Origin of the sequence: Cytobacillus purgationiresistens (assembly GCF_030813235.1) — a bacterium.
In the GTDB taxonomy this organism is placed as follows: Bacteria; Bacillota; Bacilli; order Bacillales; family Cytobacillaceae; genus Cytobacillus; species Cytobacillus purgationiresistens.
Genome location: NZ_JAUSUB010000009.1, coordinates 128,319 through 148,230, shown reverse-complemented (window position 1 = coordinate 148,230; position 19,912 = coordinate 128,319). Strand labels below are relative to the sequence as shown.

General features: G+C 38.1%; 20 protein-coding genes, 8 tRNA genes, 2 rRNA genes and 1 pseudogene. 30 read left to right on the top strand and 1 reads right to left on the bottom strand.

All coding sequences use genetic code 11. From position 1 onward, the window contains the following. The 11 genes from J2S17_RS12410 to rocF all read left to right on the top strand — a co-directional run. Window positions 1-94: ribosomal RNA gene (locus J2S17_RS12410) — 23S ribosomal RNA — on the top strand; the annotation flags it as partial. Between the two features lie 164 nt (window positions 95-258). Then, window positions 259-375 (top strand): 5S ribosomal RNA (gene rrf, locus J2S17_RS12405). 29 nt (window positions 376-404) lie between these two features. Further along, window positions 405-479: transfer RNA gene (locus tag J2S17_RS12400), tRNA-Asn, on the top strand. 24 nt (window positions 480-503) lie between these two features. Further along, window positions 504-576: transfer RNA gene (locus J2S17_RS12395), tRNA-Thr, on the top strand. Window positions 577-596: 20 nt separating this feature from the next. After that, window positions 597-671 (top strand) — tRNA-Glu (locus J2S17_RS12390). Window positions 672-676: 5 nt separating this feature from the next. After that, window positions 677-749 (top strand) — tRNA-Val (locus J2S17_RS12385). 29 nt (window positions 750-778) lie between these two features. Further along, window positions 779-851, top strand: a tRNA-Thr gene (locus tag J2S17_RS12380). 12 nt (window positions 852-863) lie between these two features. Further along, a tRNA-Tyr gene (locus J2S17_RS12375) sits at window positions 864-947 on the top strand. A 79-nt stretch (window positions 948-1,026) separates the two neighbouring features. Then, window positions 1,027-1,101: transfer RNA gene (locus J2S17_RS12370), tRNA-Gln, on the top strand. A gap of 8 nt (window positions 1,102-1,109) precedes the next feature. Then, window positions 1,110-1,182: transfer RNA gene (locus J2S17_RS12365), tRNA-Lys, on the top strand. Window positions 1,183-1,443: 261 nt separating this feature from the next. Further along, the gene (gene rocF, locus J2S17_RS12360) at window positions 1,444-2,340 is read left to right on the top strand and encodes an arginase (RefSeq protein ID WP_307475255.1); all 897 of its coding nucleotides are present in this window, start codon (window positions 1,444-1,446) and stop codon (window positions 2,338-2,340) included. Between the two features lie 30 nt (window positions 2,341-2,370). Here the strand turns inward: rocF and J2S17_RS12355 are convergent, their stop codons facing one another. Beyond that, window positions 2,371-2,535: an aspartyl-phosphate phosphatase Spo0E family protein gene (locus tag J2S17_RS12355; RefSeq protein ID WP_307475253.1), complete on the bottom strand. Its 165-nt coding sequence runs from the start codon at window positions 2,533-2,535 to the stop codon at window positions 2,371-2,373. 277 nt (window positions 2,536-2,812) lie between these two features. Here J2S17_RS12355 and sigW point away from each other — a divergent pair, with 277 nt between their 5' ends. From sigW to J2S17_RS12265, 19 genes and pseudogenes are all read left to right on the top strand, one after another. Continuing rightward, window positions 2,813-3,376 (top strand): RNA polymerase sigma factor SigW, encoded by a 564-nt coding sequence (sigW, locus tag J2S17_RS12350; protein ID WP_307475251.1) that lies wholly within the window; start codon window positions 2,813-2,815, stop codon window positions 3,374-3,376. A gap of 12 nt (window positions 3,377-3,388) precedes the next feature. Beyond that, window positions 3,389-4,036, top strand: coding sequence for an anti-sigma factor family protein (locus tag J2S17_RS12345; RefSeq protein WP_307475249.1), 648 nt, complete (start codon window positions 3,389-3,391; stop codon window positions 4,034-4,036). Between the two features lie 315 nt (window positions 4,037-4,351). Then, window positions 4,352-5,194: a diadenylate cyclase CdaA gene (cdaA, locus tag J2S17_RS12340; RefSeq protein WP_307475247.1), complete on the top strand. Its 843-nt coding sequence runs from the start codon at window positions 4,352-4,354 to the stop codon at window positions 5,192-5,194. Then, window positions 5,187-6,482 carry a CdaR family protein gene (locus J2S17_RS12335; protein WP_307475245.1) on the top strand — a complete coding sequence of 432 codons (1,296 nt, stop codon included), beginning with the start codon at window positions 5,187-5,189 and terminating at the stop codon, window positions 6,480-6,482. The genes cdaA and J2S17_RS12335 overlap by 8 nt, the downstream gene beginning before the upstream one ends. A 76-nt stretch (window positions 6,483-6,558) precedes the next feature. Continuing rightward, on the top strand, window positions 6,559-7,911 hold the full coding sequence (gene glmM / locus J2S17_RS12330; RefSeq protein WP_307475243.1) for a phosphoglucosamine mutase: 1,353 nt from the start codon (window positions 6,559-6,561) through the stop codon (window positions 7,909-7,911). A 275-nt stretch (window positions 7,912-8,186) separates the two neighbouring features. Continuing rightward, complete coding sequence (locus J2S17_RS12325) at window positions 8,187-8,309, top strand: hypothetical protein (protein WP_307475241.1); 123 nt, start codon at window positions 8,187-8,189, stop codon at window positions 8,307-8,309. Window positions 8,310-8,423: 114 nt separating this feature from the next. After that, on the top strand, window positions 8,424-10,223 hold the full coding sequence (gene glmS, locus J2S17_RS12320) for a glutamine--fructose-6-phosphate transaminase (isomerizing) (protein WP_307475240.1): 1,800 nt from the start codon (window positions 8,424-8,426) through the stop codon (window positions 10,221-10,223). Between the two features lie 199 nt (window positions 10,224-10,422). Continuing rightward, a pseudogene (locus tag J2S17_RS28865) lies at window positions 10,423-10,554 on the top strand (hypothetical protein); the annotation flags it as partial. A 51-nt stretch (window positions 10,555-10,605) separates the two neighbouring features. Then, window positions 10,606-10,728 carry a hypothetical protein gene (locus J2S17_RS12315; RefSeq protein ID WP_307475238.1) on the top strand — a complete coding sequence of 41 codons (123 nt, stop codon included), beginning with the start codon at window positions 10,606-10,608 and terminating at the stop codon, window positions 10,726-10,728. After that, window positions 10,709-12,151, top strand: coding sequence for a Tn7-like element transposition protein TnsE (locus J2S17_RS12310; protein WP_307475236.1), 1,443 nt, complete (start codon window positions 10,709-10,711; stop codon window positions 12,149-12,151). Before J2S17_RS12315 ends, J2S17_RS12310 begins: the two co-directional genes overlap by 20 nt. A gap of 495 nt (window positions 12,152-12,646) precedes the next feature. Beyond that, on the top strand, window positions 12,647-13,324 hold the full coding sequence (locus J2S17_RS12305) for a response regulator transcription factor (protein WP_307475235.1): 678 nt from the start codon (window positions 12,647-12,649) through the stop codon (window positions 13,322-13,324). Beyond that, a complete protein-coding gene (locus J2S17_RS12300) occupies window positions 13,321-14,325 on the top strand; it encodes a HAMP domain-containing sensor histidine kinase (protein ID WP_307475233.1) in 1,005 nt (334 codons plus the stop codon). The genes J2S17_RS12305 and J2S17_RS12300 overlap by 4 nt, the downstream gene beginning before the upstream one ends. A gap of 136 nt (window positions 14,326-14,461) precedes the next feature. Further along, window positions 14,462-15,046 carry an ATP-binding cassette domain-containing protein gene (locus J2S17_RS12295; protein ID WP_307475269.1) on the top strand — a complete coding sequence of 195 codons (585 nt, stop codon included), beginning with the start codon at window positions 14,462-14,464 and terminating at the stop codon, window positions 15,044-15,046. A 60-nt stretch (window positions 15,047-15,106) separates the two neighbouring features. Continuing rightward, complete coding sequence (locus J2S17_RS12290; protein ID WP_307475232.1) at window positions 15,107-15,310, top strand: hypothetical protein; 204 nt, start codon at window positions 15,107-15,109, stop codon at window positions 15,308-15,310. Next, the gene (locus J2S17_RS12285) at window positions 15,267-15,830 is read left to right on the top strand and encodes an ABC transporter permease (RefSeq protein ID WP_307475230.1); all 564 of its coding nucleotides are present in this window, start codon (window positions 15,267-15,269) and stop codon (window positions 15,828-15,830) included. The genes J2S17_RS12290 and J2S17_RS12285 overlap by 44 nt, the downstream gene beginning before the upstream one ends. After that, window positions 15,827-16,585, top strand: coding sequence for an ABC transporter permease (locus J2S17_RS12280; protein WP_307475228.1), 759 nt, complete (start codon window positions 15,827-15,829; stop codon window positions 16,583-16,585). Before J2S17_RS12285 ends, J2S17_RS12280 begins: the two co-directional genes overlap by 4 nt. 104 nt (window positions 16,586-16,689) lie before the next feature. Further along, entirely contained in the window at window positions 16,690-17,505 is an 816-nt protein-coding gene (locus tag J2S17_RS12275) for an ATP-binding cassette domain-containing protein (RefSeq protein ID WP_307475226.1), read from the top strand. A gap of 4 nt (window positions 17,506-17,509) precedes the next feature. Further along, entirely contained in the window at window positions 17,510-18,214 is a 705-nt protein-coding gene (locus tag J2S17_RS12270; protein ID WP_307475224.1) for a hypothetical protein, read from the top strand. Window positions 18,215-18,488: 274 nt separating this feature from the next. Then, entirely contained in the window at window positions 18,489-19,211 is a 723-nt protein-coding gene (locus J2S17_RS12265) for a CPBP family intramembrane glutamic endopeptidase (protein ID WP_307475222.1), read from the top strand. Window positions 19,212-19,912: the final 701 nt, after the last annotated feature.

Genomic DNA, 19,912 nt, shown 5'->3' with positions numbered 1-19,912 from the left:
AGATCCCTGAAAGATGATCAGGTTGATAGGTCAGAGGTGGAAGTGTGGCGACACATGGAGCTGACTGATACTAATCGGTCGAGGACTTAACCAAATTGAAAAGCGTAGGCGGCTCTGGCGGCCGAAGCTGGACAAATTTGGCGTGTTACTTAGTAATTCTTCTTCTTATACATTATCTAGTTTTGAGAGAATAAATATTTATTTTTTCTCTTGAAAAATCTTAAAAAGACGTTATAATAATAAATGTCTTTAAAATAGTCTGGTGGCGATAGCGAGAAGGTCACACCCGTTCCCATACCGAACACGGAAGTTAAGCTTCTCAGCGCCGATGGTAGTTAGGGGCTGTCCCCTTGTGAGAGTAGGACGTTGCCGGGCGAAAGATTTACATAATTTTATATCATTATTCCGCAGTAGCTCAGTGGTAGAGCATTCGGCTGTTAACCGAACGGTCGTAGGTTCGAATCCTACCTGCGGAGCCATTTTTTAAATAATGTTAAGCTGGTGCTTCCATAGCTCAGCAGGTAGAGCACTTCCATGGTAAGGAAGAGGTCACCGGTTCGAATCCGGTTGGAAGCTCTGTAACAAACAACATAGACGGCCCCTTGGTCAAGCGGTTAAGACACCGCCCTTTCACGGCGGTAACACGGGTTCGAATCCCGTAGGGGTCACCATTTATGGAGGATTAGCTCAGCTGGGAGAGCATCTGCCTTACAAGCAGAGGGTCGGCGGTTCGATCCCGTCATCCTCCATCATTTTTTATTTTGTCTTGATTATTCAGGCCGGGGTAGCTCAATTGGTAGAGCAACTGACTTGTAATCAGTAGGTTGGGGGTTCAAGTCCTCTCGCCGGCATCATATTAAATCGGAGGGGTAGCGAAGTGGCTAAACGCGGCGGACTGTAAATCCGCTCCTTCGGGTTCGGCAGTTCGAATCTGCCCCCCTCCACCATTTTTTTGAATGAAAACTGTAAAAGTGGACAAAATATAATTAGTCCTTTTTATTTTGTTAATTTTTTATATAGGATTGATGGGCTATAGCCAAGCGGTAAGGCACCGGATTTTGATTCCGTCATTCCCTGGTTCGATCCCAGGTAGCCCAGCCATTTTTTTCGAGCCATTAGCTCAGTTGGTAGAGCATCTGACTTTTAATCAGAGGGTCGAAGGTTCGAGTCCTTCATGGCTCATAATATTTGAAAGACCTTAAGTGCTTCATGCTTAAGGTCTTTTTTGTTATATATCTTTTTTTGAGAGCAGGTTATGGTTAAATCCCTCCCTTATGCTCATATGAGGTGCTGTTGCACACGACATTTACTCAGGATTGGTTAGGTCAAATTGAAGTTTAATTAATTTTAAATGCATGTATAGATATACATAAAATTGTACAGTTGAACCATCTATCTGTAAGCGTTTACAATATATGAGAGGGACAACTAAGGGGGATGGACATGAAAAAGTTATCAATCATTGGAATGCCGATGGATTTAGGACAATTGCGTCGAGGAGTAGATATGGGTCCAAGTGCAATCCGTTATGCGGGGATTAATGAACGCTTACATGAACTGTTTGATGAAATAGATGATTTAGGTGATATTGAAATTGGCAGACCGGAAGTAAGTGTGGATTCGGAAACGGGTCTTAGAAATCTAGAATTAATAGCTGAGAAGACAAAGATTCTAGCAGATAAAGTAGATGATGTGATTGCATCCCAATCTTTTCCTCTCGTTTTAGGAGGAGACCATAGCATTGCAATTGGTACGCTTGCTGGTGTAGCAAAGCATTATCATAACCTTGGTGTGATATGGTATGATGCACATGGCGACTTAAATACACCAGAAACTTCTCCATCTGGGAATGTTCATGGCATGTCTCTCGCAGTAAGTCTAGGCCTGGGACATCCGGCATTGACAACTGTAGGCGGTGATCTGCCAAAGATAAAGTCAGAAAATATTGTCATTATAGGTGCCAGGTCTCTTGATGAGGGAGAAAGAAAACTTATTAAAGATCTTGGAATAAAGGTTTATACAATGCATGAGGTTGACCGTTTAGGTATGACAACCATTATGGAAGAGACGATAAACTATCTGAAGGGGAGAACAGATGGTGTTCATTTATCATTAGATTTAGACGGATTGGATCCTAATGATGCACCTGGTGTAGGTACACCGGTTATTGGAGGCATAAGTTATAGGGAAAGTCATTTAGCAATGGAAATGCTGGCAGAAGCAAATATGATAACTTCAGCAGAGTTTGTAGAAGTTAATCCAATCTTAGACGAAAAAAATAAAACGGCAACCGCAGCTGTCGCTTTAATTGGATCATTATTCGGTGAAAAATTATTGTGATTTATTAGATACAAGGCCTGGGGCGATGTCTCAGGCTCTATTTTTTTGTGTTAGTGTGTTGTACCTATTAATAAGATTGTCTAATTCAATACTCGCTTCAATTACTTGATGGTTTGAAAAAGAAGACAAAGAAGCTAATTTAATCATTCTGCTACGATATACTTCAATATCCCTTAATAATTCATTTGCTTGCATTAGAACAGTCCCCTTTCTCATTGATTTACATTCTTTATACCCAGACTGATAATTTAATAAACCAAGTCAGTAAAAATTTGTTAAAATAAAAAAGGATGAAATATTTAACGTAACAAAAGAACTATGATTTGGAAAGATATAAAAATAATCGTACATAATTTAAAGGGATTTTTCAGTCAAATGACATGAAAATCTGTAAGTAAAGAAAAAGTGAAACCTTTTCCGCTATCGATTCGTAATTATATCGATAAGCCGCATTAGAGCGGGGGTAAAAAATATGGAGATTTTAGTAAAGAAGAGAATCAAACAAGTTTTAAAAGGCGATCAAGATGCCTATGCTGAGATAGTTGAGATATATAAAGATAAAGTGTTCCATATCTGCTATCGCATGCTCGCCAATCAACATGAGGCAGAAGATATTGCGCAAGAAGCATTCTTAAGAGCGTACGTGAATATCAACAGTTTTAATATTGATTTAAAATTTTCCACTTGGCTATATAGAATTGCCACAAACCTTTGTATTGATAGAATTAGAAAAAAGAAACCAGATTACTATCTGGATGCGGAGGTTGCAGGGACAGAGGGGCTGACCATGTATTCGCAGATTCCATCAGATACAAGATTGCCCGAAGATGATGTACAAAGCTTAGAACTGCAAGAAACCATACAAAAGGAAATATCGAAGCTGCCGGAGAAATATAGATCGGTTATCGTCTTGAAGTATATAGAGGAATTATCATTAAAGGAAATTAGCGAAACGTTGAATCTGCCGCTGGGTACTGTAAAGACCCGGATACATCGGGGCAGGGAAGCTTTAAGAAACCAACTACGTTACGTATAAGAAGGTGAAAAGATGAAATGTAATGAAGAAATCATCCACTATATGCATGAATATTTAGATGAAGAGATCTCAGCTGAACATGAAAGTGAATTAAGAACGCATATACAAAAGTGTGAAACCTGTGCAGAGCACTTCCATGAACTAAAGAAAGCGATTGCTTTAGTTCAGAGTACCTCCCATTTTCAGGCGCCAAGTAATTTTACGGCAAATGTGATGGCGATGCTGCCTAAGGAGAAGAAGAAGGTAGGTATGCAGAGATGGTTTAGACATCACCCTATGCTCACGGCCGCATCTCTATTCATTGTACTAATGGCCGGAAGCCTCTTCTCATCATGGAACCAGGACCAGCAGCTTTCTGTTTCGAAACAGCCAAATCTTGTTGTCGATAATGACACCGTTATTGTTCCTAAAGGAGAAGTGGTAAAAGGGGACGTGACGGTGAAGAATGGGAATTTAAAAATAGATGGTGAAGTCGAGGGCAATGTGACGGTTATTAACGGGGAGATTAACGGGGAAAATTATCTTGCCTCAGCCGGACAAGTGACAGGAGATATTGAAGAAATCAACGCCATGTTTGAATGGCTTTGGTATCATATTAAAACGACTGCAAAAGGTGTAGTTAGTGTATTTGACCAAGATACCCAAGAAGATAATAAGTAGCGGAAGAATAAGAACACGCAATAATTGAATCCTGTTCTGGGTAATCTAAGGACAAGAAGAACCTTTTTAAAATGACAAAGGTTCTTTTTTGTTTTTAGAAGGTACGACTATAATAAGATTTTCTTGATATTTTTTTCATTTTCGCCCAATTCTTTGCATATTAAGAAATAAAGCGGTAGGATGGTTTGTAATATTATATTAATCCAAAACAAGCTTGTCTGAAATTGGAATTAGCATGAAATATGATATAATATGTAGGTTACATATGAAAATTAAAGCAAATGCTTTTGGAAATATATATTTGGAGGAAGGAAAATGTCGCTTATAGATTTCACATTTGCAGATTTCCCGTTTTTGAAACTACTGGCTAATACGGTTGACATTCTCCTTGTTTGGTTCGTCATCTATAAACTCACCATGGTTGTCAAAGGAACAAAGGCTGTTCAATTGGTTAAAGGAATCTTTGTCATTCTCATTGTAAAAGTCATCAGTGATCAGCTCCATTTACAAACATTAGGCTGGATGATGGAGCAAGTGCTATTATGGGGATTCTTAGCCGTTATCATCATTTTTCAGCCTGAATTGCGCAGAGCATTGGAGCAACTGGGCAGAGGTAAATTTTTTGCTAGAAGCGGCCACCAGGAAGAGTTGGATCAAGAAAAGCTGATTGAATCGATTGTTAAATCTGTCGACTATATGGCAAAACGCCGCATAGGTGCACTTATATCTATAGAGCGTGAAACTGGAATGGGTGACTATATCGAAACAGGCATCCCACTTCAATCAAAGATTTCATCAGAATTAATGATTAACATATTTATTCCAAATACACCGCTTCATGACGGTGCAGTTATTATACAAAAGGGTCAAGTTGCAGCAGCAGCCTGTTATTTACCGTTATCGGAAAGCCCATTCATTTCAAAAGAATTAGGAACCAGGCACAGAGCCGCACTAGGAATTAGTGAGGTAACGGACAGCTTGACAATTATCGTGTCAGAGGAGACAGGTGGGATCTCCCTCGCAAAAAATGGCGAGCTGTATCGTGACTTAAAGCTGGATAGATTTAAAGAACTGTTATCCAATGAGTTATTGTTCCAAAATAAGTCAAAACAGACTTCTTCCACTCTATGGAATTGGAGGGGTAAGAAAAATGGATAAGTACATTGATAAGCTCATTGATACGAGCTGGTTTATGAAGATTGTCGCTTTGCTTCTTGCCTTGCTGTTATTTGATTCAGTGTATGACCCGGATAAACAAGTAAGCAATGTGAATATCCCTGGAGACGAAGATACGGCTGTCCTGGAAGATGTTCCTGTCAAAGCTTACTATGATACTGAGAATTTAGTAGTATCGGGTATACCGGAAACGGTCACAGTCACACTTCAGGGACCGAAAAGTCATTTGCAGCCAGCAAAAGCACAGCGGAATTTCGAAGTGTTTGTAGACTTAGCGGATGCTGAAATAGGAGAGGAAAGTGTCCCTATTGAAATAAAGGATATTTCTGATAAGCTGGATGTAATTATTGATCCAAGTGTGGCCAATGTCACAATTCAAGAAAGAGTGTCAAAGGATTTTAGAGTTGAGGCAGAATTCAACAATGGCATTCTAGGTGAAGGCTTTGTGGCCGAAAGTGCAATCGCTGAACCTAATACGGTGACAATCACAGGGGCGATGGAAGATATTGAAAGTATTGGGTTTGTAAAAGCTACCTTGAATATAAGTGGCCCAATTACAGAATCAGTAAAAGAGGATGCAGTCATCAATGTCCTTGATCGAGAGATGAATAAGCTGAATGTGAAGGTTGAGCCTAGCAGAGTAGAAGTAAAAGTAGAAGTAAGTCGCATAAGCAAGACAGTCCCTATCAATATTGTTGAAAAAGGCGAACCTTCCGATGATGTCAATATAGAATCGTTAACACTGGATGTCGATGAAGCCACTATCTATGGCAAAAAGGACGTACTGGAAGAAACAGAGGCTGTCCGTGTAGAGGTGGATTTAAGTAAATTAGATGGGGATACGGAGCTAACGCTGCCAGTTATTATTTCTGAGGGGATTACTGAAGTGAATCCTAAACAAGTAAAGCTTAAAGTGAAAGCAAATAAGAATGAACCTGTTACAGAAAATAATGATAGTGATAATGAGCAAGCACAGGAACAAGAAACCAAGCGTACTTACTCAAATATTCCCATTAATATAACAGGATTGGCAGATGATTTCGAAGCTGAGTTTAAAAGTCCAACTGGCGGGCGGACAAGCTTGACCGCACATGGACGCAGTGATAAAGTAAACTCTTTAAAGGAAGCGGATTTTAACTTATTTCTTAATTTAGCTGGTCTCGATGAAGGGGAACATGAGGTTGAGATTAATATAAATGGTCCATCAGATATTAATTTAGAACCGGACGCTGAGAAGGCAACCATAGCAATCAAACCAAGAGAAGTATAATTTTTTCAAAGGATTGAAACAAAGAGAGCCGCTTTAATTGGTTTTCACGTATATGTTTAGAAGGAGCGATAAATTTATGGGAAAATATTTCGGTACTGACGGCGTACGCGGAGTAGCAAACAGTGAATTAACTCCAGAATTAGCCTTTAAGCTGGGGCGTTTTGGCGGTTATGTCCTTACAAAGAACCAAGAACGTCCGAAAGTATTAATCGGCCGGGATACACGTATATCAGGCCATATGCTGGAAGGAGCATTGGTCGCCGGATTACTTTCAATCGGGGCAGAAGTCATGCGCCTTGGTGTTATTTCAACCCCGGGCGTCGCTTACTTAACGAAGGCGCTTGGAGCGGAAGCAGGCGTAATGATCTCCGCTTCTCATAATCCAGTAGCTGATAACGGAATTAAGTTTTTTGGACCAGACGGATTTAAGCTTTCTGATGAGCAGGAACTTGAGATTGAAGGATTAATGGAGCTACCTGAAGATGAGCTGCCTCGTCCAGTTGGAGGTAACCTAGGCGTACCGAACGATTATTTTGAAGGTGGACAAAAGTATCTGCAATACTTGAAACAGACAGTAGATGAGGAGTTCTCAGGCATACATATCGCATTAGATTGTGCACATGGAGCAACTTCCTTCCTCGCTAACCATTTATTTGCAGATCTAGATGCTGACCTCTCTATGATGGGTGCATCACCGAACGGATTGAATATTAATGAAGGTGTAGGCTCTACCCATCCTGAAGCCTTAGCTGCATTTGTGAAGGAAAGAGAAGCAGATATCGGGCTTGCCTTTGATGGGGATGGCGATCGTTTGATAGCTATAGACGAGAACGGTGATATCGTTGACGGTGATCAAATCATGTACATCTGTGCAAAGTATCTGAAAGATCAAGGAAGATTAAAGCAGGGAACAGTTGTATCCACTGTTATGAGTAATCTTGGTTTCTATAAAGGTTTAGAAGCTGACGGCATCGGAAGTGTTCAGACGGCCGTTGGTGACCGTTATGTAGTCGAAGAGATGAAGAAATCAGGCTATAATCTTGGTGGAGAACAGTCAGGGCATATTATATTCCTTGATTATATTACAACTGGTGATGGGCTGTTATCCGGCCTTCAGCTTGTTAACATTATGAAAGTAACTAAGAAACCATTATCTGAGCTTGCGAAGGAAATGAAGAAGTTCCCGCAGAAGCTTGTGAATATTAAAGTGACTGACAAACATCATGTAACAGATAATGAAAAGGTCAGCACAGTGATTAAGCAGGTTGAAGATGAAATGAATGGAAACGGACGAATTCTCGTGCGTCCATCAGGGACAGAGCCGCTTGTACGAGTCATGGCAGAAGCATCTACAAAAGAATTATGTGATGAATACGTGGCTAGAATTGCTGCTGTTGTGGAAGTAGAAATGGGTATGAAAGACTCATAATAAAAAAAGTCATATGCATGAGGGAACAGACAAGTCCCCTCATGCATATTTTATTTTATGGCCATTTAGTGATTTCCCTTATATGGTAGAAAAACCCTATTGTCCAATGGTTTTATATTGACTTAAAGGTTATGATACGGTATGATTATCATGTTTTTGTATCATGCGAAAATATATCTAAGTGGAAGGTGGACAGAGGATATTCTTATAATTAAAGCGCCCGGACTAATCTATGGACGACACTTGGATTAGTTGACGAGGAGGAGGTTTATCGAATGATTCGGCGGATACCTCCCGGTTGCCAGCACAACCGAAATCACTTCTTTAAAACGTCAGGGCAACCTGATGCACAAAGAGAAGCGAATGTGAAAATAAGCGGCTTAACTGCCTTGATGTAAGGCTTAAGCTTAATGTTGAGGATAATGTGGTCCTAACATCATAAAATACGGAGATAAGGGGCAAGTATGCCCTAAAAGGCTTCTTGCCCCTTCTATTTTTAGGAGGAAAGAAGTATGTGCGGTATTGTAGGATATATAGGAAACAATGATTCAAAAGAGATTTTATTAAAAGGCTTGGAAAAGCTCGAATATAGAGGCTATGATTCAGCAGGAATTGCTGTGGTTAATGATAACGGCGTTCAGGTTTTTAAAGAAAAAGGCAGAATTGCAGATCTTCGCAGCATCGTTGATCTTGATGTACTGGCGAATACAGGAATAGGACATACGCGCTGGGCGACACACGGAGTGCCAAGCCATGAAAATGCCCATCCGCATCAAAGTAATTCAGGCAGGTATACCTTGGTTCACAACGGTGTAATAGAAAACTACGATCACTTAAAGCGTGAATACTTGCAAGAAATAGCTCTTAAAAGTGATACAGATACAGAAATCATTGTACAGCTGATTGAGCTATTCTCAAAAGACCTGAGCACAGAGGAAGCATTCCGCGAGACTTTAAAGGTTTTAAAAGGCTCTTATGCCATTGCTCTTTTAGATAAAGCAGACAACGGAACCATCTATGTTGCTAAAAATAAAAGCCCTCTACTCGTGGGATTAGGTGATGCATTCAACGTCGTTGCATCAGATGCCATGGCAATGATCCAAGTCACGGATCAATATGTGGAACTTGTTGATAAGGAAATGGTTATGGTAACGAAAGATGAAGTCATCATCAAAAATCTAGATGGTGATATCATTGAACGTGCGCCATATACGGCAGAGCTTGATGCAAGTGATATCGAAAAGGGCACGTATCCTCACTATATGCTGAAGGAAATCGATGAACAGCCAGTAGTCATTCGCAATATTATCCAAAAGTATCAAGATGAGAATGGCGCATTGACGATTGATGAAAACATCGTTTCAGCAATGAAAGAAGCGGACCGCATTTATATTATTGCTGCAGGGACTTCGAATCACGCAGGTCTTGTCGGCAAGCAATTCATAGAAAAAATGGCGAAGGTGCCAGTTGAAGTCCATATTTCAAGTGAATTCGGCTATAATATTCCGCTTTTATCTAAAAAGCCATTATTTATTTTTATCTCTCAAAGTGGTGAAACAGCAGACAGTCGTGCCGTACTTGTGAGTGTAAAAGAAATGGGCCATAAAGCCTTAACTATTACGAATGTACCTGGATCAACCCTATCTCGCGAAGCGGACCATACCTTATTATTACATGCTGGCCCTGAAATAGCCGTTGCCTCTACAAAAGCTTACACGGCTCAAATTGCCGTATTGGCGATTCTGGCTGAAGTAACAGCGAAAGCAAAAGGATTGAGCTTAGGCTTTAACCTTGTTCAAGAGCTGGGCATCGTGGCAAACGCAATAGAGATTCTATGCGATTCAAAGGAAGCGTACGAAGACATTGCCCGAAGCTTCCTGGCAACCACAAGAAACGCTTTCTTCATTGGCCGCGGCATTGATTACTATGTAGGCCTTGAAGGCGCGCTGAAGCTGAAAGAAATCTCTTATATCCAAGCAGAAGGCTTTGCCGGAGGAGAATTAAAGCACGGCACAATCGCTTTAATCGAAGACGGCACACCAATTATTGCATTAGCAACACAAGAAAGTGTTAACTTAAGCATCCGCGGAAACGTCAAAGAAGTCGTCGCTCGCGGTGCTAACCCGTGCATCATCGCAATGAAGGGACTCGAGCAGGAAGGAGACACCTTCATCATCCCAGAAGTGCACGAACTATTAACACCTCTTATCTCTGTCATCCCGCTGCAGCTGATTTCTTACTATGCAGCATTACATCGCGACTGTGATGTAGATAAGCCGAGGAATTTGGCTAAGTCTGTTACGGTTGAGTGATTTTGAGAAGTTTCAATTGATTTATGTAGTTTTATAAAAAAGATTGATCGTTTAAAACAAAATTCGATTATTTAAAATAAAGATTGATCATTTATAATAAAGTTTGATTAAAAATCCTGTGTTGATATGCAGGATTTTTTCTTATTCAACAATCGGGCCAGATTGTTGAACAAGTCCCTCAGAACTAGATAAGCCCGTTCGTATTACGATTTCGATTATTGAGAAACGTCTAGGGATTTTATCAAATTTGGAGAAACATCTTGATAAGTTACCCCGAACTAAAAAGTTTCTATCTGAAATTACAGAGTCTACCCAACAATTTCAAATCTGACGTTGTTGTAAGATTATTGATCAAATGTTACTGGAGCAACAACCCATTGTATTGTGGAAAGTACAACGTATTGGTGCAGTGAAATCACATCACTTTCAAGAAATAAAACCTCGGTTAGAAGCGTATATACAAGCGAAACAGGAAGTGGATAGTTATGAGCAAACAACAAGTTAAAATCATTTGGCCATTTCCAAAGGGAGAAAAAGCCGAATTAATTTGGATTGGTGAACCCTTTCGAGAAGACCATAAAATAATGATATATGCTTATTTCCGTACACATGGACGAACAGAAAAAATTCTGATGGACTGGGGAACGTTACCTTGTTTAGCAATTCAACACTTTTATACGGATGGGATTATTACAACTAGTCATCCACCTCAAGGAGTTCGAGAAGTGGATATAACTATTTATCCTAATGTAGTAAAGTTTTATGAGAAGCCCTGGAAAATTCGAGGTAACGATGATCCTGCAATTTCTCGTAGTTTCGTGTTCTCTTTTGATGGTAAGAATGTTATTTTACCAGTCATTGAAGCGTTTCGCAGTATATTAGCGCCAAACGGTTTTCTTTTATATCGCTTGTTTGAATCGAATTCCTTTCCTCAATTTTTTACAGAGACATATGAACCAAATAAAATTCATTTTAGTTTTTCAACATTGTATGAATTGAAATACTCTAGAATAGAGTTCATTTATCAACTGGTATGGTTACTAACGAACCATGATTTACGACAAGTATATGAAAATATCGCCTTTAATTGGTTGCAGGAAAAGACTTTGAAATTCGAATGGAGCTTTACACAACCGATCACAATAACAGCTCGTATAAAGGAGAAAAATAACACGTGTACAGTTTTACAAATTGTTAATGTGAAAAATAAACATATTCCGTACCAACATATTTCAATTTCGCATCCAAAAATACAAGATCGTGAGAAATCCAATGAGGCAAAGAAATACACTTACCGTTCTATTAATAAAAAGGACGATGAAGAAGGCCTTACAATAGATGAACAAGTCGATGGCTCTACTGAAGATTTTGATCTTGCACAAATGAATCAATTGAAACATGAATATACATCGGTACCTAAGATTGAACGAATTAAAAGCAATACCTCAAAGCAGCGTACGAGAGAGGATGAAAGTACAAAGAAATACTTTGGCAGTAATGATTCCAATCGGTCTACGGCAGACACTGGGGGTCAAAAACTAGCAAGAGGGCTAGAGCATCAGATGTTACACGAAATCCAAGCCCAGGGTGAGTTGCAAGATTTTATTAATGTGTTGAAAATAATGGAACAGCATCCACAAGTACAAACAATTCGTGCAATTATCCATGCTCTACCAGAGGGTGTAGGGCAACGGAAATTTACCAGGCTAAATGATGGTGTTACGAAAAGACGATATGTGATTGCTGAAATATCTCTCATGAATGGTAAACAATTTAATATTGTGGAGATAGAACGTGAAAATCGATCGTTGTCGATGCTCATTTTATCCTCGCCCACTATTCATAACTGGAAATCCATTTATCATTGTTTATTTATGAATCTTGTTAATGACAATGGCACTTGGACGAGTAAAACATTAAATTCTTGATATTCAAGGCGTTATTGTGATGAAGGCGAAGCACAGTTCTAAAGGTATTCGGCATAGGAGTGAAATGTTGTTAAAAAAGTTATTTAACACATTTCTATAAAATTAATTTTCTTCCATGTTCGGACCATTTTAATGGCAGATTAATAAAAGGAGAACAAGAAGTTATTGCTACTCCTAAACAACTTTAAAAAAGTTGCATTAGAACTAGATGTAAGTCTAAGGACAATTACAAATCGAATTGCACTTCAAGTAACATCCACAGACCTCACAAAAAAACGTACGGAATTATTAGAGTGGAGAGAGAAATTCCTAAATTCCAATAGAAAGCAATTTCAAACGGAGTTTAAAAAACATTCACTTACTTATATAAAAATGACAGAGAATGGCTGGAAGTCAATTTCCCTACACAACGTGATACCTTGCGCACACAAAAGCATCCAATTGTTACTGTAAATGATGCAAGATAAATTTGAAATTTAGAGAGAGGGATGTTACTTGAAAAGAAACGTATTATATATTGAAGATAATGAGAAAATAGGCAGTTGGGTAAAAGAAGAATTGGAACAGCGAGGGTTTTTAGTTCAATGGCTGCTTTCAGGTGAAGGAGCCGAAAGAGAAGTAAATCAGCATGAATTAGTTATTTTGGATATCATGCTACCCGGGTTAGACGGATTTACTGTGGGAAAACGATTAAAGAAGGCAGCTCCTGCTGTTCCTATATTGCTGTTATCTGCTCGAACATCGATAGAAGATAAAGTAGATGGTTTACAATTTGCTGATGACTATTTAACGAAACCCTTCCATACGGATGAATTAGTTGCAAGATTAGAAGTATTAATCCGTCGAAGTGGTGGAACACATTCCGAGCGCATTTCATTAGGAAATGATATTGAAGTAGATCCAGAAGTTCAAATGGTATACGACAAACGCACAGGTGAAGAAATTATATTAACAGGGAAACAACATCAAATATTAATGTACTTCTTACGCCATCCTAATCAGGTTTTACCCAAAGAACAAATCTATGAAGCCATTTGGCAAGAAGCTTATATTACTGGTGATAAAACAATATTGGTGCATATCCATCGATTGCGTCAAAAGTTGGAACGTCATCCAGATTCCCCAGGAATTATTGAAACGTTGAAGGGAATAGGCTATCGGGTGAAACTATGAAACAGAATAGATCATTATTTCGTCGTTTTCTAAAAGTGCATTTTCTATTTATCTTTTTTCCTCCTCTTGTGCTTATTTTCTTCACTGCGTTCGTTCCTGATAGCAATGAAAAAGAAATGAATATGTTAAATCTGTTTTACTTTACCGTACTTTCGTTTGGTTTTATTATTGTTGCATTTGTTGTAATATCTTGGCTGTTCTTCTTTAGACTTCGTAAACGTCTCACCCGCTTACAGGAAGTCATGTCATTTTCAGCTAATAATAATTCATTTCCTAAACCAATATCTGTTCAAACGGATCGTATGGATGAAATAGACCAGTTAGGAAGTTCTTTTAATTGGATGATTCAGCAGCTTGAAGACAGTCGCAAGCGAGAATATGAAGAGGAATTATTACGCCATCGACTCATTGCGAATTTATCTCACGACTTACGAACGCCACTTACCATTTTGAGAGGACATATCACCAGATTAAATAAAGAATCAATGAGTTTTGAAGGGCAAGACTCATTAGCAGAGATGAACCATACGATTACAAGAGTCGGAGATCTAATGGATGATTTACTTTCCTATACATTGCTTACATCAGGGAAACATCCTTTTCATCCCACTTCAACAGATATTGTACGATTAGTAAGAGCATCTGTCGCTGAGTGGTATCCTGCATTTGAAGAAAAAGAAATTCAGTTAGATGTTGATTTACCGACAGTGAAGACTTTTTATTGGGAAGCAGATCCTAAATGGATGACACGAGTTCTAGATAATTTATTTCAGAATATTCTTCGCCATGCAGCAGAAGGAAAATATACAAACATTGTGGTTGATGTAGAAAAAGAACTGATCATTGTTGCAGACAGAGGTCCAGGTATGGATAACTCTTCCTATGAGGGTGGGTCGGGGATTGGTTTATCGGCTTTAAATTATATGTTGAAAAAAATGAAGCTGAAAGCTGACTTTACATCAAATGAAAATGGTACAAGAGTAGCTATTGGTAGAGCTTAACCTAAAGTTAACCCAGAAGTAAACAGCAAGATAACCGAGATTTAACTTTGCTTTTTTATAATTAGAACCATAACAGAAAGGGAGTGTTATGGTTGCTTACGATCAATAACTTAGTCAAACATCGCGGAACTCAGATATCAGTTTTAAAGCTAGACCAGGTAGAGTAACTGGTTTTTTAGGTCCGAATGGGGCAGGTAAAAGTTCTACACTTCGCATCCTGCTTGGATTAGATCGTGCCACCTCAGGGAGTGCACTAATTAATGGAAAGCCATTCGCAGAATTACATAATCCTCTAGCAACAGTAGGTGCCGCACTTGATGGATTTGGAGCTCATCGTATGCGAACAGGACGTGCACATTTGCGTTGGATTGCTCGTGCCTCAGGATTATCTCGCTCACGTGTCGAGGAAGTTCTGGAAATAGTAGGTCTTACGAATGTAGCTGGTAAAAGGGTTGGGGATTATTCCCTGGGTATGGGGAGAAGACTTGGAATGGCTGCTGCACTACTTGGTGATCCAAAGATATTGGTTTTAGATGAACCTGTAAACGGGCTCGACCCAGAAGGAATTCGTTGGATTCGGACATTTTTACGTGAACGCGCTGAGTCTGGAAACACGGTGTTACTATCCAGTCATCTAATGGGAGAGCTTGAAGAGACTGTTGATGATGTGGTGATTATTAATAATCGTTGCAAATGGAACATTGAAAGAAGTAATAGGTAATCATTCCACGCTGGAGGAAGCCTTTTTTGCCCTGACATCTGAAAATGCAGGTGATGTTGTATGAGAGCATTTAACGCGGAACTATCTAAATTGTTCTCCCTGCCGGGTATTTGGCTTGCCTTTCTCATTGGAGCATTTGCCCCAGCGGTCATTGCTGCCTTGGACAGTACAGCACAAAAAGAGAAGATTATAGCTGGAGTTAGCACACGTCTATCTTGGTGTGCAAGGTGTCATTATTCTTGGTGTGCTTGCTGTCAACAGTGAGTATTTGACAGAGAGCAGTGAATCTGGTGGAGGGAATCAGATTACAACGAGTTTAACCGTTGTTGCATCCCGTTTCCACTTTTTGCTGGCAAAAGCAAGTGCAGTGACAGTGATCAGCATACTGCTTTCCATTGTTGCTATTCTAACAACTGTGTTGGCAACAAATCTTATTCTTGGTGAATACGCCCCTGCATTTGAAGCATCTAGACTGATCGGCGCGGTTTGTTACTGGATATTTACTGCTCTTTTAGCATTTGGGATTGCGGTTCTAACTAAGAATGGCATTATCCCGCTTGCTGTGCTCATGATAAATTCATCTGTTGTGACAGTCTCTTACCTCTTTACTAAGGTTACAAAATTAGCGTTTTACTTACCAGATATGGCTGGCCTTGATATGTTTATGTTTACGAGCGACAGTTTTCACACCCCATTCACAGGTGGTTTAATCATGTTTGCTTGGGTAACTGTTCTTTTCATTGTCGCAGCCATTGTATTCCATAGGAGGGACGTTACATCATGAGTGTCTCTTCTAGTAGAAAGATAACACTAATCCTTGGTGCTGAACTGGAAAAATTAGTTACATTACCATTGGTATGGCTCACTCTTATGGGGACATTCATTCTAAATTTAGTTTTAGCAGCAGCTTTTACTTCTGTTGGTCTACAAGGGGCAGCAGGAACGCAAAGTATACTGAAAATCGGACTTGCTTCTATGGGATATCTTCAAGCAGGGTTCATTATTCTAGGTATCTTAGCTACTTGTTCAGAGTATACGGGTGGACAGATTCGAACTACTTTAACTACGATCCCTTGGCGAGGGTTTCAACTATCCACGCAGCATTTAACTTTGGCAATTTTAACCATTCCTATGGCGTTTATTATTGCTGCATCAGGTGTACTATATGCTTTTATTATGATGAGAGACACAGCATTAGTGATTGAAATAGACGCTATGATAAAAACTTTAGTAGGTGCAACCGGCTATCTAACATTAACCACCCTTCTCAGTGCAGCTATAGGTGTTCTACTCAGACGAACCACTCCTGCTTTAGTGATAATGCTTGGTCATTATTTCATTGTCAGTCCATTATTGAAAGATTTTTTACCCAGTATTAAAAATTATTTTCCGGATACGGCAGGATATTATATGTATATGCCGCCTTCCTCTGATGAAATAAATGTCCTTACACCAATGCAAGGGACAGGTGTTTCAATGTTATGGACACTGATCTTTATTACAGTAGCTATTGTATTTTACCGTAAACGAGATGCCTAAGTTTAGGTTTCACCATTTATACAAAATAAGGAAATTGATTTATAGAGATGGAATTTTATTTTACTATAGAATTTTAGGAAGCAAAATCAGGGAAGAGGTTTTTCATGAAAATATTCGTGGCAAATCAAGCTTGCAAGAAAATTGATGGAATAATGATTCTTAAAGAAGTATCTATAACCATTTCGCAAGGTGAAAAAGTGGCGATCACTGGAAGTAATGGATCAGGGAAAAGCAGCCTTTTAAAACTTATTGGGGGTATATTTGAAGAAACTGCTGGGCAAGTGAAGCGATCTCAAATTAACATAGGATATGTACCTGAACACTTTCCGGAAAATATCCGATTCAAATTACAAGACTATTTAATGATAATGGGTAAAATGACTTGTAAATCGGAGGAAGGAATTTTAAAAAGAATTGAGAATTATGCTGAGCTGTTTGCAATTACAGACTTTCTATCTACCCCATTGAATCATTGTTCAAAAGGGACAAAGCAGAAAGCCGGAATTATACAGGCATTGCTAAAGAAACCTGATCTATTATTATTGGACGAGCCGTTAACTGGATTAGATGATAAGGCAAAAATCGCGCTTTTGAATCAGCTAATTTCTCTACAAAAGGAAAAAACGGTTATTTTTACTGCACATGATCCACTATTAGTGGAAGGATTAGCCGACAGGGTTTTAACTGTAGAAGGTGGAAGAATTGTCCACGATTCTACAAAAAACAAAAAGGAAAAATTAAGATTTATTAGGGCCAAAATCCCCGCAAGAGAGGTAATAACAGGGATCCCGTGTATTAGACATGAATTTGTAGGAGAAGGTTCTGTTGAAATAATCGTTTCAACTAAAGAGTCTGATAAGATTTTGGTAATGTTGCTAGAAAGGGGATGTTCAATATTGGAATTAACAGAGAGGAGGTAGTAAATTGTCAGCTTTTGTCTGTTATCAATTAATAAGCTTTGTTCGATCATTAAAATTTATCCCTCCTGTTATTATTTTTTTGGTATGGGTATTTATTTTATATGCCTATAAAGGTGTGCCTATCCTTAGTAGTTATGCAGTAACGTCTATTGCAATGTACTTGATCATGACATGGATTACGATGTCCATTTTTACATTGGATGAAGAAAGCGAAAAGCATATATTAATCTCTCATCTTAGAAGAAAAGCGAATTACTTATTTGGCAAATGGATAACTATTTTGATAGTAATGATACCTTTACTTTTGTTTGCTATCTTTTTCCCAATCATTACGGGAAGTTTCAAAGGATTTATGTCGATTAAGCTATATGCTTTTGCAATTTACAGCCACCTAGTACTCGTAATGTTTGGGATATTAGTCGGAACGCTATTTTCGGCTACCAAACTTGCAACAAAAAAATATGCCTGGCTTTCAGCCGTATTTATAATCGTAGTTTCACTTGCTTCAAAATCAATTATAGATAGTGCAATGTTTTTTAAATGGATTTTGTGGATCTTCCCTCCAGTTTTCAAGGTGATTGGGAATATGGAAGGCGAAGATCAAGTCCTAATAAATAAAACCTTGATATTGGACAGTACTTTTGTAATTGTTTATCTAATCGTGGGAGTTGCCATGTTAGTTCCTCTTTTTATAAAAAAGGAAAGTTAGCAGCTTTACCCATTCATGAATTTCCGTAAAGTCTATAGCATACATAACAAACTACCATTCTAGGGCACAATTCCAGTATAAGAATTGTTCTCTTTCTTATGTAAAGGGAGATTGTAATTACAGCCAATGAAATGTACCAACGCCGACAAACCTTTTACCTCGGAATGGCATGAAATGCACCAGTATGAGACAGGTGATTACCACCTCACATCTTCTGAAAGATTAGCCATACGTATATTGAATTATAAATGTTATACTTGTTGTACTAATTTGATTGATTTTCAATAAGAACTGTCTTCAACAATCGGGGCAGATTGTTGCAAACAAGGGGGAGCTTCTGATCTTATTAAAAACAAATAAAAATTATATTTGGGTATATTTCATAACTTTTTTTGCTCTTTGGTGTACAAAAGAATTATGGTTAGTCCAATACTTGGATATGATGGATTCCATTCCAAGAGATATAACATCAGCCGTTATTAAAATAGCCATTTGGGTCATTCCCGTTATTTTTTTGGTTAAAATTATGGAAAAAGATAATCCGTTATCCTATTTAGGATTACGTCATAACTTTAAAAAAGGGTTAAAATGGGCAGGTTGGGTGTCTTTAGTTTTCATATTCTATTTTGTAATTTTAAATCTAACCGTTTTAGAAAGTAATATTAATTTTCAAATGGGGTTGCATGAGTGGCTTAATACAATTCTGTTAGTTGGAATCACTGAGGAAATTGTTTTTAGAGGTTTTTTACTAAGAAAACTAATGGATTCTTATAAGTTCTGGATAGCAAATATAATTACAGCCTTACTCTTTGTGTCGATTCATTTTCCTATTTGGTTTTATAAAGGTCTGTTTGAATTCCCATATATTCTAGGTTCCATATTAACGGCTTTTGTATTGGGTATTCTATTTGGATTTGTATATAAGAAAAGTAAATCACTTTGGTCAGTAATTATTATTCATTCTTTGTATAATTTATTAGTGTCATTGTTCTACTAATGGGCGCAATTGTGAAGCAACACTTTAGAAAATGATCAAACTTTTTTATGAAAATTGTATAATACTTCACAAATAAAAAATCCATTTTGATCAAACTTTTTTCAAAACGGATTTTTCTTATTTAACACAAAAAGAGGGTTTGTGAGATATTTTTAATCAAACTTTATTTTAAACCTACAGTTAAAATACCGAATCCCCAGCAGAATTTGTGCAATCATATGAAAAAATCATGGAAAACATTCAAAAAAATCACCAACAAGTAAATCAAACCGAAAGAAAGATTATCAAGACTCGCTGCGCAATAAGTGGAATCAATTTATTTCAACTTCCAACTACAGCAAAAGCATTAATAGATATTACGCTATAAGAGTTTTTGTGATTTGAAAATAACAGTTAATTAAAACAAGTTCCTAAAGCTGTATATAGTATATTTATTATCATTCTTTTTATAAAAACTTAATTGCTCTTAAAACTAATCCTACTTATTTTGATTATCTTTTTACAAAAAGGGTGGGTTTCTTTTGTTATAAAATCAATGTTTATTCCGTAATTTTGATCAAAAATTATTCAAATCCATAGATAGACTTTTTTCAGCTATTATAAATGGATTTAACATTAAAAATAGGAATGCAAAATCAGTCTAGAGTCTGTTTCTAAGATAATATGCGGATCAAAAGATCGAATAAATCTTTCCGCAACGA